Source organism: Bradyrhizobium sp. USDA 3240, assembly GCF_054063295.1.
In genome coordinates, this window is the sequence record NZ_JBSSGD010000002.1 from 5078554 (window position 1) to 5092059 (window position 13506).

General features: G+C 64.7%; 14 protein-coding genes and 1 other RNA gene. 8 read left to right on the plus strand and 7 right to left on the minus strand.

The window, feature by feature from the left end; genetic code table 11:
* Positions 1 to 42 precede the first annotated feature (42 nt).
* Both nudC and ACVIGA_RS24610 read right to left on the minus strand, forming a co-directional pair.
* Positions 43 to 993 carry an NAD(+) diphosphatase gene (gene nudC / locus ACVIGA_RS24605; protein WP_456668326.1) on the minus strand — a complete coding sequence of 317 codons (951 nt, stop codon included), beginning with the start codon at positions 991 to 993 and terminating at the stop codon, positions 43 to 45.
* Between the two features lie 7 nt (positions 994 to 1000).
* The gene (locus tag ACVIGA_RS24610) at positions 1001 to 1420 is read right to left on the minus strand and encodes an HIT domain-containing protein (RefSeq protein WP_050406070.1); all 420 of its coding nucleotides are present in this window, start codon (positions 1418 to 1420) and stop codon (positions 1001 to 1003) included.
* Positions 1421 to 1531: 111 nt separating this feature from the next.
* Here ACVIGA_RS24610 and ffs point away from each other — a divergent pair.
* The 5 genes from ffs to ACVIGA_RS24635 all read left to right on the plus strand — a co-directional run bounded on the left by ffs (position 1532) and on the right by ACVIGA_RS24635 (position 5122).
* An RNA gene (gene ffs / locus ACVIGA_RS24615) (signal recognition particle sRNA small type) lies at positions 1532 to 1628 on the plus strand.
* A gap of 112 nt (positions 1629 to 1740) precedes the next feature.
* On the plus strand, positions 1741 to 3597 hold the full coding sequence (locus ACVIGA_RS24620) for a DNA polymerase III subunit gamma/tau (RefSeq protein ID WP_456668327.1): 1857 nt from the start codon (positions 1741 to 1743) through the stop codon (positions 3595 to 3597).
* 23 nt (positions 3598 to 3620) lie between these two features.
* Positions 3621 to 3941: a YbaB/EbfC family nucleoid-associated protein gene (locus ACVIGA_RS24625; protein ID WP_456668328.1), complete on the plus strand. Its 321-nt coding sequence runs from the start codon at positions 3621 to 3623 to the stop codon at positions 3939 to 3941.
* Complete coding sequence (gene recR, locus ACVIGA_RS24630; protein WP_028335942.1) at positions 3942 to 4547, plus strand: recombination mediator RecR; 606 nt, start codon at positions 3942 to 3944, stop codon at positions 4545 to 4547.
* A 146-nt stretch (positions 4548 to 4693) separates the two neighbouring features.
* Positions 4694 to 5122 (plus strand): hypothetical protein, encoded by a 429-nt coding sequence (locus ACVIGA_RS24635; protein ID WP_456668329.1) that lies wholly within the window; start codon positions 4694 to 4696, stop codon positions 5120 to 5122.
* A gap of 196 nt (positions 5123 to 5318) precedes the next feature.
* Here the strand turns inward: ACVIGA_RS24635 and ACVIGA_RS24640 are convergent, their stop codons facing one another.
* The 4 genes from ACVIGA_RS24640 to ACVIGA_RS24655 form a co-directional block, all read right to left on the minus strand.
* Positions 5319 to 6695, minus strand: coding sequence for an AmpG family muropeptide MFS transporter (locus ACVIGA_RS24640; protein ID WP_223974750.1), 1377 nt, complete (start codon positions 6693 to 6695; stop codon positions 5319 to 5321).
* Positions 6696 to 6751: 56 nt separating this feature from the next.
* On the minus strand, positions 6752 to 7921 hold the full coding sequence (locus ACVIGA_RS24645) for an IS481 family transposase (RefSeq protein WP_456666619.1): 1170 nt from the start codon (positions 7919 to 7921) through the stop codon (positions 6752 to 6754).
* Between the two features lie 120 nt (positions 7922 to 8041).
* On the minus strand, positions 8042 to 8347 hold the full coding sequence (locus ACVIGA_RS24650; RefSeq protein ID WP_456668330.1) for a GIY-YIG nuclease family protein: 306 nt from the start codon (positions 8345 to 8347) through the stop codon (positions 8042 to 8044).
* A 77-nt stretch (positions 8348 to 8424) separates the two neighbouring features.
* Positions 8425 to 9633, minus strand: a complete 1209-nt coding sequence (locus ACVIGA_RS24655) for a DNA recombination protein RmuC (RefSeq protein ID WP_456668331.1) — start codon at positions 9631 to 9633, stop codon at positions 8425 to 8427.
* A gap of 170 nt (positions 9634 to 9803) precedes the next feature.
* Here ACVIGA_RS24655 and def point away from each other — a divergent pair, with 170 nt between their 5' ends.
* The 3 genes from def (at position 9804) to truA (ending at position 12143) form a co-directional block, all read left to right on the plus strand.
* Complete coding sequence (gene def / locus ACVIGA_RS24660; protein ID WP_076864526.1) at positions 9804 to 10331, plus strand: peptide deformylase; 528 nt, start codon at positions 9804 to 9806, stop codon at positions 10329 to 10331.
* A gap of 139 nt (positions 10332 to 10470) precedes the next feature.
* Positions 10471 to 11406, plus strand: coding sequence for a methionyl-tRNA formyltransferase (gene fmt / locus ACVIGA_RS24665; protein ID WP_456668332.1), 936 nt, complete (start codon positions 10471 to 10473; stop codon positions 11404 to 11406).
* Entirely contained in the window at positions 11406 to 12143 is a 738-nt protein-coding gene (truA, locus tag ACVIGA_RS24670; protein ID WP_223974758.1) for a tRNA pseudouridine(38-40) synthase TruA, read from the plus strand. Before fmt ends, truA begins: the two co-directional genes overlap by 1 nt.
* A 193-nt stretch (positions 12144 to 12336) precedes the next feature.
* Here the strand turns inward: truA and dapE are convergent, their stop codons facing one another.
* Positions 12337 to 13503, minus strand: a complete 1167-nt coding sequence (dapE, locus tag ACVIGA_RS24675) for a succinyl-diaminopimelate desuccinylase (protein WP_456668333.1) — start codon at positions 13501 to 13503, stop codon at positions 12337 to 12339.
* Between the last annotated feature and the right edge of the window lie 3 nt (positions 13504 to 13506).

Here is a 13506-nt window from a genome sequence, read left to right on the forward strand (position 1 = left end):
CTTGTGTGCAGATCTAATCGGCAGAACGATGTCCGGTTCCCGCTATTGGTCCAAGGGATTTCGGTGGTGCACCCAGCGGCCGAGCAAATGATGGGCAATCGCGAACGGGTGCGGGCCGGCGAGGCCGTCGGGATGCTGGCGCTTGAGCATCAGCGTCGCCTCCGCATGGTCGAACCAGCGCGCGTCCTCGAGCTCGGTACGGTCGACCACGATGTCCTCGTTGGTCGCACGCGCGGTGCAGCCGATCATCAGCGATGACGGGTAGGGCCAGGGCTGCGTCATGTAATAATTGACGTCGGTGCAGCGGATGCCGGACTCCTCGAAAATCTCGCGCCTGACCGCGTCCTCGATGGTCTCTGCGGCCTCGACGAAGCCGGCGAGGCAGGAATACATCCCGGGCATGAACTGCTTCTGGCGGCCGAGCAGCACCTTGTCGCCCGAGGTGACCAGCATGATCACGACCGGATCGGTGCGCGGAAAGTGCTCGGCCTTGCAGCTCGGGCATTCGCGCTTCCAGCCGCCCTCCTTCATCGCGGTGCGGGTGCCGCAGTTCGCGCAGAAGCCGTGGCGTTGGTGCCAGGTCACCATCGATTTCGCCATCGCGATCGCGGACAACTGCTCCGGCGGCACCACGCCCTGCATCGCCATGCCGCGCAATTCGGTGATCGCGACGTCGCCGCGCCCGACCAGCTTCTCGGCCGCCTGCGGCGCGATCCCCATGCCGAAGATCGGCGCGGCATCGCGCAGTCCTAAGAAAATCGTGCCGGGATTGGCGCCGAAGCTGCGGGCCTCCTCCAGCGAGAGCAGGGCGCGCGCCCCGCCATCCTCCTGCTTCACCACCAGCGAGTCGCGATAGATCACGTAGGCTCGCGCCTCGCGATGGCTCTCGAGGGCGAACAGCTTCTCGTCATTGCCGCGCAGATGCGCGGCGCGGTCCAGCACATGGGTGACGAAGGCCGGTTGGCCAAGCGGAAATGAATCGGATGCAGACATTGAATTTTCAACCCAACCAGATCTTGCGGCGAAGCGCGCTGATGAAATTCTGCACTTCCTCGGCGTCATGCGCCAGCGGCGGCATCACGCCCCAAACGGGACGCGGCCATGCAGCGTCGCTGGTGCGGCGCGCGATGATGTGGACGTGAAGCTGCGGGACGAGGTTGCCCAGCGCCGCGACATTCAGCTTGTCGCATTTTGTGACCTCTTTCAGGGCCCGCGAGACGCGGGTGATCTCGGTCATCAGCTGCGCCTGCTCGACCTCGTCGAGGTCGATGATCTCGACCGCGCCGTCGCGCCGCGGCACCAGCAGCAGCCAGGGATAATGCGCATCCTTGATGACGAGCACCTTGCACAGCGGCAGGTCGCCGATGTCGATGGTGTCTTTGTTGAGCTGCGAATGCAGCGACCAATTGGAGGCGGGCATGACGGGCAAGTAATGCCTTTCCGTGTTCCCAGACAAGCCCCACAAAGCCAGCCTTACAAAGCCGGGTCAGGCCGCTTGCTTTCCGGCGGTTTTGGCCCCAAATAGGGACCGGGAGATTGGCGGTGGACGAGCCACTCGCCAACCGGGTCAGGTCCGGAAGGAAGCAGCCCTAACGAGGTCCGGATCGGGTCGCTCGTCAGTCTCCTACCTGTTTTTCCGAGCGAATCGTGCTGGAATGGCGGTCTCCGCGCCCGGCGCTCGATTTCGGCTCCTATCCGCACGCCGGCCGAAGAGACAATTCCCAAGTTGCGGATCGATGCATGAATGACGCTGGCGACCCCTCCCAACCGTCCGACGGCGCAGGCAAAGCAAGCCTTGACGGCGGTTTTGATTTGGGTGGCGCGCCTGACACGGCCAAGCCGTACCGCGTTCTCGCTCGCAAATACCGCCCCTCCAGCTTCGAGGATCTGATCGGCCAGGAGGCCATGGTCCGCACCGTCTCGAATGCGTTCGAGACCGGGCGGATTCCGCAGGCTTGGATCCTCACCGGCGTCCGCGGGGTCGGCAAGACCACCACCGCGCGTATCCTCGCCCGTGCCCTGAATTACGCGAAGCCGGACGGCTCGGTGAAGGGGCCGACCATCCACATGCCCGACCTCGGCGTGCACTGCCAGGCGATCATGGAAAGCCGGCACATGGACGTGCTGGAGATGGACGCCGCGTCGCACACCGGCGTCGACGATGTCCGCCAGATCAATGACAGCGTGCGCTATGCACCGGCCAGCGCGCGCTACAAGGTCTACATCATCGACGAAGTCCACATGCTGTCGACGGCGGCCTTCAACGCCTTCCTGAAGACGCTGGAGGAGCCGCCGGAGCACGCCAAGTTCGTGTTCGCCACCACCGAAATCCGCAAGGTTCCGATCACGGTGCTGTCGCGCTGCCAGCGCTTCGACCTGCGCCGGGTCGAGGCCGACGTGCTGATGAAGCATCTCGGCAATATCGCGACCAAGGAAGGCGTCGAGGTCGAGCCCGAGGCGCTCGGCATCATCGCGCGCGCGGCCGAGGGCTCGGTGCGCGATTCGCTGTCGCTGTTCGATCAGGCGATCGCGCATGCCGCGGGCAATGTGAAGGCCGACGCGGTCAGGCAGATGCTCGGCCTCGCCGACCGCACCCGCGTGATCGACCTCTTCGATTCGCTGGCGCGGGGTGATATCGCCTCAGCCTTTGCCGAATTTCGCGCGCAATATGACGTCGGCGCCGATCCGGTCGTGGTGCTGTCCGACCTTGCCGAGTTCGTCAATTTCGTCACCCGCGTGAAGTTCGTGCCGGGAACGGCCGACAATGTCGCGTTCGGCGAGACCGAGCGCGTCCGTGCGCGTGAATTCGCCGCAAAACTGTCGACGCGGGTGCTGTCGCGGATGTGGCAGATGCTGCTCAAGGGCATCGCCGAGGTGCAGACCGCGACGCGCCCGGCCGCTGCCGCCGAAATGGTGCTGGTGCGGATCGCCTATGTCGCTGACCTGCCGACGCCGGATGAGGCGATCCGGATGATGATCGAGCAGAATGGCGGCGGCGCCGCTGCCGCGGCGTCGGCCTCCGCCGCTTCGTCCGCGCCGCGCGGCGGGCCGGCCTCAACGATGTCGGCGATGTCCTCAGTGCCGGCGCGTGCGCCGCAGGCCGCGCCGCGCGCCGATCTCGCCACGCGTCCGCAGATGGCGGCGCCGGTTGCCGATGCCGCGCCGGCGCTGCGCATCACCAGCTTTCCGCAATTGATCGCGCTCGCCGGCGAGAAGCGCGACATCATGACCAAGAGCGCGCTGGAGGCCGATGTGCGGCTGGTGCGCATCGAGGATGGCCAGCTCGAGATCGCGCTCGAGCCGAAGGCGCAGCGCGCGCTCGTCACCGATCTTTCGCGCAAGCTCGAACTGTGGACCGGGCGGCGCTGGACCGTGATCATCTCCAACGCGGCCGGCCAGCCCACGGTGCGCTCGCAGAATGAACTGGCACGCAGCGAGCATCAGCGTGCCGCCGAGGCCGACCCGCGCGTGCAGGAGGTGCTGTCGCGCTTCCCCGGCACCAAGGTGGTCGAGGTCCGCCGCCTTGCAGCCGAAGTTCCGGTAGCGGATGCGACCGGCGAAGACCCGATTGAAACTTCCGACAGCGACGACGATTGATATTTGGCGATAGGAACGCACGCATGGCTGATTTTCTCGGCATGATGAAACAGGCAGCACAGCTGCAATCCAAGATGCAGGCGATGCAGGACGAGCTCGGCAATGTCGAGGTCGAGGGCATCTCCGGCGGCGGCCTGGTCGCCGTGCGCATGACCGCGAAGATGGAAGTGAAGGGCATCAAGATCGATCCGTCGCTGATGAAGCCGGAGGAGCGCGAGGTGCTCGAGGATCTGCTCGTCACCGCGCATGGCGATGCGCGCCGCAAGGCCGAGACGGCGATGCAGGAGAAGATGATGGCACTCACCGGCGGGCTCGGCCTGCCGCCGGGATTTGGTCCGACTTAAATGGCTGCAAGCGTTGCCGGCCCCGAGATTGAACGCCTGATCCAGTTGCTGGCGCGGCTGCCCGGGCTCGGGCCCCGCTCGGCGCGGCGCGCGGCGCTGCATTTGATCAAGAAGCGCGAAGCCTTGATGACGCCGCTGACCGCGGCGCTGCAGGTCGCGATCGACAAGATCCAGGTCTGCAAGACCTGCGGAAATATCGATACACAAAACCCCTGCACGGTCTGCACCGATCCGCGCCGCGATCCCTCGATCATCGTCGTAGTCGCCGATGTCGCCGATCTCTGGGCGCTGGAACGCGCCAATGCAACCAATGGACGCTATCACGTGCTCGGCGCGACGCTGTCGCCGCTCGACGGTGTCGGCCCGCAGGATCTCACCATCGATCAGCTGGTGGCACGCGCGCATGCGCCTGAAGTGAGCGAGATCATTCTGGCGCTCAATGCCACCGTCGATGGCCAGACCACCGCGCATTACATCACCGACCTGTTGTCGGAGGCCAATGTGCGGGTGACGCGGCTGGCGCATGGCGTGCCGGTCGGCGGAGAGCTTGATTACCTCGATGAAGGTACGCTATCCGCAGCCATGCGGCAGCGGACGCTGTTCTAGCAAGCGATCCAGCAACGGACGCCACGGCGTTCGCCAGGCGATCCGTCACAAGTCGAAAAGATCGCACTGAAACAAAAAGATAGGGTGGATGACGATTTGGGGACGGTCATCCACGCTCTGACGAATCAACTACGGAACCACTGCAAATGACGACACACCGATTCGGCGTACGCTTGGGCGTTGCGTTTCTGGCGTCCACATTCGCCGCGACCGGCGCGCTCGCGCAGCAGAGCGATGCGCCGCAGAAGCCCGGCAAGATGATCCGGGCCGGCGATGTGCTGTCGGGGGAACTCGGCGTCATGAAGGTGCGCGACACCAAGAATCGCGGCAAGCGCGTCGCGACCTACCAGATCACCAGCGAGCCGCGCCGCCTGCCGCCGCCGAACGGTCTCTGCAATCTCGAAACCGGCCCGGAAACCTTCCAGCTCGTTCCGACCAACGACGCCCAGGCCGCGCAGCTCAAGAGCCTCTCCGGCAAGGCCATCTCGGTGAAGGTCGACGAGATCGCCTGCGCGCAGGACGCCGGCGAGATGAGCGAAGCCATCGTCACGAAATGGAGCGTGGTGGCGAAGTAGGGTTATGCCGCAATTTCACTGTCATCGCCCGGCTCGACCGGGCGATCCAGTACGCCGCGGCCTCTCCACTGAATCACGAACGCCTCTGGAATACTGGATCACCCGGTCCCGTCTACGCCAAGGCTTCGACGTGGCGTTCGCTCCAAGGCGCGCCGAAGCTTTAGCGGAGGCGGCAAGCCGGGTGATGACAGCGGAGCTAGACCCTCACCGGCCCCAGCTCGTCAAAATGTCCGCGCCGTTGCAGCCACGCCAGCAGGATCAGGCTCGGGATTGCGACCAGCACGCAGATCACGAAGAACGTTTGCCAGCCGACGGCCTTGGCCACATAGCCTGCGCCCGATGACAGATAGGTGCGGCCGACTGCCGCGAGCGCCGTGAGCAGCGCATACTGGGTCGCGGTGTGCAGCGGATTGCGGCATAGCGCCGACAGGTAGGCGACGAAGATCACGGTGCCGATCGCGCTGGTGAAATTTTCCGCGGTGATCGCCAGCGCCAGCGCCCATTGATCGACGCCGACATGCGCGAGCCAGGAGAACGAGAGGTTGGCGACCGCCTGCAGCACGCCGCCGATCCACAGGCTGGTCGCCAGCGAATAGCGCCGCGCCACGAAGCCGCCGGCAAATCCGCCGATCAAGGTCGCGGCAAGGCCGACCCCCTTCACGATCGCGGCGTAATCGACCTTGGAAAAGCCGATGTCGATCACGAACGGCGCGGTCATGGTGCCCGAGAACGCGTCGGTAAACTTGAATAGCACGACGAAGGCGAGCGCCGCGAAGGCGTCCTTGCGGCTGAGGAATTCTGAGAACGCGCCGAGCGCCGCGTGCAGCACACGTTCGGCCGCGGTCTGCGCATGCGTGGCGGCCTCCGCGCCTTTCGATTGTGCCGGCTCGGTCGCAGCCAGCGCCGTGACGATACCGATCACGACCAGCGCGGCCATCACCACATAGCCCCACATCCACGCCGACGGACGCGCCACTCCGGCGGACTCGAAACCGCTGACGATGAACAGCGCGCCGGCGGTCGAGACCAGCATGCCGATGCGATAGGCCGCGACGTAGGACGCCATGCCGGCGGCCTGCTCGCTCTCCGGCAGGCTTTCGACACGGAAGGCGTCGACCACGATGTCCTGCGTTGACGAGGCGGTTGCGACCAGCAGCGCAGCGAACGCCGCGAACCATGGCGACCGCGCCGGATCGGCCAGCGCCAGCACCAGGATCGTCGCGATCAGCAACAGCTGCGAGAGCAATAGCCAGCCGCGGCGGCGACCGAAGATCTGCGTGAACAGCGGTACGTGCAGCGCATCGACCAGCGGCGCCCAGAGGAACTTCAGCGTGTAGGGCGTGCCGATCAGTGCGAGCAGCCCGATGGTGCCGAGATCAACCCCGGCCTCCTTCATCCACACCTGCAGCGTCGAGCCCGACAGCGCCAGCGGCAAGCCCGACGAGAAGCCGAGCAGCAACACGATCAGCACCCGCGGCTGCAAGTACACGGCGAAGCTGTCGCGCCAGGAGGTGGCGGCGGGCTTCGGCTCCGGCTTTGCAGACGCGTCAGACGTCGCTTCGGGGGCTGTCATAGTAGAGTTGGTAGCAGATTCGGCTCCAAAAAGACTGTCATCGCCCGGCTCGATGTTCAGCCCGGGGACATGACCGACGGGTGTTCGGAGACATAGCCGACACTTTTTCCGCTCGCCAAATCAATGATAGCGACCTGGTGGGCGGCGAAGAAGACCCCGTATTGCGCACTGTTTGGCGAGGGGCGAATGGCAAGGCGCTCACCGCGGAAGGCCTGCGGGACCTTCCAAAGGCATCCCTTGAAGCTGATGTAGGCCTTGGTCGTGGAGACGTGGCGCACGATCTCGTGGCTGTCATATTCGACCTCCGGCAAGCGATCGGGCATGGCCCGCTGGCTCGGCCGGTATCGACTGGCCGGCACCTGCTGTCCAAGCGCCTCATGCGGCCGTTCGAAGTTGTAGACCTCCCGCCAGGCGTCAAAGGCGCGCTGTGTCTCCGCGAGATCACGGAACTGCCGTAGCGCGAAGACCTCAGCGGCGAGCGTGCGATGGAACCGTTCGTTCTTGCCACGGCTTTGCGGGTGATAGGGGCGACTGTGGATGACCGCGATGCCGAGCTTGAGCAGCCAGACCGAGAACCGCGTCCACCGCTCGCCAGAAGGGTCGCCCCACGGTGAGCCATTGTCGACGAAGAAGGCCTCCGGCAGACCGTAATGACGGAAGGTCTTCTCCAGGCGACTACGCACCGTATCGGTGCGTTGATCGGCGCAGGCCTGCAGGCACAGATCATAGCGCGAGTGGTCGTCGACCACGGTCAGAGGATGGCATTGAGCGTCATTGCCGAGCCGAATCCAGCCTTTGAAGTCCATCTGCCACAACAGATTGGGGGCCGGCATCTCGAAACGCTGGCTTGCCACTGCGCCGCCGAGCGGAGGCTTGATGCGGCCAGCTCGACGCAAGATCTCATGGACCGTCGAAACTGCTGGCGCATGATAGCCTTCCCGTTCCAGACAGCGAGCGATCTTGCGAGCTCCCCACGCCGGATGAGCATCGCGTACTGACAAAATGCGCTCTTCGAGCTTGCAATCGGTTCGTCCTGGGCTCGAATGCGGCCGGCGCGATCGGTCCGCGACGGACTGATCCGCCTGCCATCGTGCGAGCCACTTGTAAGCCGTGTCGGGATGAATGTTGAACCGACGGCAGAGCTCGCGTCGGTTCGCGCCCTCCTGCATCGCAAGCCGTACAAACTCGCGCCGTTGATCCATCACCGACACCTCACGCCATGGCATGGACTTGGCCTCCCACTTTGCCAAATCCCTGCACTATGATGTGTCGGCTATGTCTCCGAACACCCGTCGGTCATGTCCCCGGGCTGAACACTCGACCGGGCGATCCAGTATCCCAGAGGCCTATCCGCCGCCACCGGCGATCTCCGGATAGAGATCGTTCCAGTCCGGATTGTCCTTCTCGATTAAGGAGATTTTCCATGCGCGCGGCCATTTCTTGAGCCGCTTCTCGCGCTTTATCGCGTTCTCGGGATCGTCGAATTGCTCGAAATAAACCAGCCTCACGACATCACACTTCTCAGTGAAACTCTCGATGAGTTTCAGTCTGTGCTCGCCTACGCGGCGAATGAGGTCATTTGTCACACCGATGTAGAGCGTGCCGCCGATGTGGCTCGCAAGGATGTAGACGTAGTAGCTGCGTGCTCCCAACTGCCGCCTCTGGGATGCTGGATCGCCCGGTCAAGCCGGGCGACGACACCGACTATGAGGTGAGATCAGCGGCCATACTACTCCCCCGCCTGCAGCTTGCGCGGGGCGGGGAACAGGTCGGTGGCGGCGGGCTTGACGAAACGCGGGACTTCGATCGGGGTCTCGGACTTGCTGAAGTCGAGTTCCTCGATGCGGCCGGCGCGCTTTTCGATCTTGTCGGCGGAGATCAGGATCTGCCGCACGTCCTCGTTCACCTGGCCGAAGTGATTCTGCAGCTTGAGCACGCGCTCGCGGAGGCGACCGAGATCATCACCGAGATGCATCACCTCGTTGCGGATCTGGTCGGCGGCGTCGCGGATGCGGGCGTCCTTCAGGATCTGCTGCATCACCTGGATCGCCAGCATCAAGAGCGAGGGCGACACCAGCACGACGCGGGCGCGATACGCCTTCTGGATCACGTCGTCGAAGCCGTCATGGATCTCAGCATAGACCGATTCCGACGGCACGAACATCAGCGCGGTGTCCTGGGTTTCGCCCGGGATCAGGTACTTCTCGGCGATGTCGCTGACATGCTTCAGCACGTCGGCGCGCAGCCGCTGGCTCGCGAATTTGCGCTCCTCGTCGCTGCGCGCATCGTGCAGCGCGGTCATGGCCTCCAGCGGAAATTTCGCGTCGATGCAGAGCGGGCGCTGGTCGGGCAGGAACACCACGCAGTCCGGCCGTTTGCCTGACGTCAGCGTGTACTGGAACTCGAACGAGCCCTTCGGCATGCCGTCCTGGACGATCGCCTCCATCCGCGCCTGGCCGAACGCGCCGCGCGATTGCTTGTTGGCGAGCACGTCGCGCAACGTCGTCACCTGGGTGGTGAGCTCGTTGAGGTTCTTGTGGGCGTGATCGATGATGCCGAGCCGCTCATGCAGCACGCGCAGCGAATCCATCGTGTTGCGGGTGGTCTGTTCCATCGACTGGCCGACCCGGTGGGTCACCGAATCCAGCCGCTCATTGACCGCGCGGGCCATCTCGGCCTGGCGGCCGGCCAGTGCCTGCCCCATCGCGTCGACCCGTCCTGAGGCCTCGCTCTGGGCCCGCAGCATGTCGGCGAGCCGCTCCTCCAGCTCGTCGGCGCGAATGGCCTGGGCCATCGCGAGTTCCGCGCCGCGCCGGCTGGCGCGCGCGATCACCACGGCGATGGCGAACAGCAGGACCAACGCCAGCGCGCCAAGGCCGATCAACGCGTCGGAGACACGGAGGGGAAGGTCGCCAATCGTGAGCAGAATCTCGTTCATGCCGGCAGTTGTAGCCGATTCGGCGTCGCCATCGAACGAAAAGGGAACATTTATGGTAAACACTCCCTTAAATTCCTTGGTTAATCTTGCGTAAAGAAACGTGGTTAAGGCCGCCTTAACCGGTTCCTGAGCGCATTGACCCCATGAAGTCAGCAGCTTAAATCGCCGCCATGGCATTACGAGAAATCATCATCCTGCCGGACAAGCAGTTGCGTCTGGTGTCGAAACCGATCGAGAAGGTGACGCCGGAGATCCGCAAGCTCGCCGACGACATGCTCGAGACCATGTATGACGCGCCCGGCATTGGGCTGGCGGCGATCCAGGTCGCGCAGCCGCTGCGGCTGATCACCATGGACCTCGCCAAGCGCGACGAGAACGGCGAGACCACGCCGCAGCCGCGGGTGTTCATCAATCCGGAGATCATCTCGCATTCGGAAGAACTGTCGGTCTACGAAGAGGGCTGCCTGTCGATCCCCGAATATTATGAGGAGGTCGAGCGCCCGGCGCGGGTGCGCCTGCGCTTCACCGACCTCGACGGCAAGCTGCATGAGGAGGATGCCGAGGGGCTCTACGCCACCTGCATCCAGCACGAGATCGACCATCTCAACGGCGTGCTGTTCGTGGACTACCTGTCGAAGCTGAAGCGCGACCGCGTCTTCAAGAAATTCGAGAAGGCCGCCAAGCGCGCGGCGGAATAGGCGTTGCCGTCTCCTCAGACGCGTCATGGCCGAGCTTGACCCGGCCATCCACGTCTTGCTTCGCTGATACGAAAGACGTGGATGCCTGGGTCAAGCCCGGGCATGACGGAGCACTCCAACTTCTGCCGAGCCTGATCGCATGCCTCTTCGCCTGATCTTCATGGGCACGCCCGATTTCGCGGTGCCGACGTTGCTGGAACTGGTGGCCCATGGCCACGAGGTCGTGGCGGTCTACACCCGCGCGCCGAAGCCGGGCGGGCGGCGTGGCCTGCAGTTGCAGCCGACGCCGGTCGAGCAGGAGGCGCGCCGCCTCGGTATATCAGTGCTGACGCCGAAGACCCTCAAGACTCCGGAAGCGCTCGACGAATTCCGCGCCCATGACGCGGATGCGGCCGTCGTCGTCGCCTACGGCATGATCCTGCCGCAGGCGATTCTCGACGCGCCGAAGCTCGGCTGCTTCAACCTGCATGCTTCGCTATTGCCGCGCTGGCGCGGCGCCGCACCGATCAACCGCGCCATCATGGCGGGTGATGCCGAGAGCGGCGTGATGGTGATGAAGATGGATGTCGGCCTCGACACCGGCGACGTCGCGATGGCCGAGCGGCTGCCGATCTCGGACAGTATGACGGCATCCGACCTGCACGACGCGCTGGCGCCGCTCGGCGCCGATCTGATGGTGCGTGCGATGGGCGGGCTGCAGCGTGGCGGCTTGCAGCTGACCAAGCAGAGCGAGGACGGCGTCACCTATGCCGCGAAGATCGAGAAGGCCGAGGCGCGGATCGACTGGAAGCAGCCGGCGCACGCGGTGCTGCGGCACATTCACGGGCTGTCGCCGTTCCCCGGTGCCTGGTGCGAACTCTCAGGCGAAAGCGAGCCGGTGCGGCTGAAAATCCTGCGCTGCGAATTGGCGAAAGGCGCGGGCGAGCCGGGCGATGTGCTCGACGACAATTTTGCGATCGCCTGCGGCGATGGTGCGGTCCGGATTCTCGAATTGCAGCGCGCCGGCAAGGCGCCGATGAAGTCGACGGATTTCCTGCGCGGCACGCCGCTGAAGCCGCCCGTGCGGCTCACCTGATGCCCCGCTACAAGCTCACCATCGAATATGACGGCACGCCGTTCTCCGGCTGGCAGATCCAGGACACCGCACCGACCGTGCAGGGCGCGCTGGAGACGGCGGTCAAGGCGATCTGCGGCGAGGACGTCCGCGTCCATGGCGCAGGGCGTACCGACGCCGGTGTGCATGCGCGCGGCCAGGTCGCGCATTGCGACATCGCCAAGCATTTTCCGCCCGGCCGCTTTCGCGACGGGTTGAACGCGCATCTGCGGCCCAATCCGATCGGCGTGCTCGCGGCTGATATCGTGCCCGACGAATTCGAGGCGCGCTTCTCGGCGATCAAGCGGCACTATCTCTATCGCATCACCAACACGCGGGCGAACCTCGCGCTCGACATCGGCCGTGTCTGGCGCGTGCCGCGCGCGCTCGATGCAGCCGCGATGCACGAGGCCGCGCAGCGGCTGCTCGGCAAGCACGATTTCACCACCTTCCGCGACACCGAGTGCCAGGCCAAATCGCCGGAGAAGACGCTCGATCAGCTCGACGTCACGCGCGAGGGCGACGCGATCAACATCGTGACGTCGGCGCGCTCGTTCCTGCACAGCCAGGTGCGCTCGATGGTGGGCTCGCTGGTCTGGGTCGGTGAGGGCCGCTGGAGCCCGGACGATCTCTTTGGCGCACTCGCCGCCCGCAACCGCGCCGCCTGCGGCCCCGTGGCGCCGCCGGACGGGCTCTATCTAATGCGGGTGGATTATTAGGCGGTGTGAATGATCTCGTAGGATGGGTAGAGCGAAGCGAAACCCATCACTTCGGATCGCGGCGCACATGATGGGTTTCGCTGCGCTCTGCCCATCTTACGGACTGTATCTGGTGCAGGTGGATGACTAACAACCCCAATCCCTACTGTGCATGGGGTTGTTTTCGATGTTTTTGCCCAGCCGAGCGGCTGGATCACGCAAAATACCGATCCAGCACGCCGCGATAGACCTTCGTCAGCTTCTCGAGATCGGCCACCGGCGTGCGCTCGTCGATCTGGTGCATGGTCTGGCCGACCAGGCCGAACTCGATCACCGGGCAATAGCTCGAGATGAAGCGCGCATCCGAGGTGCCGCCCGAGGTGGAGAGTTCGGGCTTGCGGCCGGTGACCTCCTCGATCGCGGCGACCGCGAGGTCGGTGAACGGTCCGGGCTGGGTCACGAACACGTTCGAATTCGAGGGTTGCCAATCGATGTGGGCGCGGATGCGGTTGCCGCAGGCCTTCGCCAGCCGCTCGTCGAGCAGCTGCCGCAGGCTCTCCTGGGTGTGGTTGTCGTTGTAGCGGATGTTGAACTTCGCCCGCGCCTGGCCCGGAATCACATTGCTTGCGGTGTTGCCGACATCGACCGTAGTGAATTCGAGATTGCTGGCCTGGAATTGCGCGCTGCCGTGATCGAGCGGCTCGTCGCTCAGCGCCACGATCAGCCGTGAGATATCCGGCACCGGGTTCGAGGCGCGGTGCGGATAGGCGACGTGGCCCTGCACGCCGTCGACGACCAGCGTGCCGGACTGCGAGCCGCGCCGGCCGATCTTGATCATGTCGCCGAGCACCTCGACGTTGGAGGGCTCGCCCAGCACGCAATGGTCGAATTTTTCGCCGCGCTCGGCGCACCATTTCAGCAGCTTGACGGTGCCGTTGATCGAGACGTCTTCCTCGTCGCCGGTGATCAGGAAGGAAATCGAACCGTTGCCATCTTCTCGTGGCTTGCCGCCATGGTCCTTGAGATATTGCAGCACCGCGGCGACGCTGCAGGCGATGCCGCCCTTCATGTCGACGGCGCCGCGGCCGTAGAGATAGCCGTCCTTGACCTCGCCGGAGAACGCACCGAGCGTCCACGCCGCTTCATCGCCAGGCGGCACCACGTCGGTGTGGCCGGCAAAGGTGATGTGCGGCGCCGAGCTTCCGATGCGCGCATAGAGATTGTCGACATCGGCGGTGCCGGGCTCGGAGAACGTCACGCGGTGGACGTCGAAGCCTGCGCTTTTCAGCAAATTTTCAAGAACGCCAAGCGCGCCGGCGTCGGCCGGGGTGACGGAGGGGCAGCGAACCAGATCGCGGGTGATCGAGACGGCATCATTCATGCG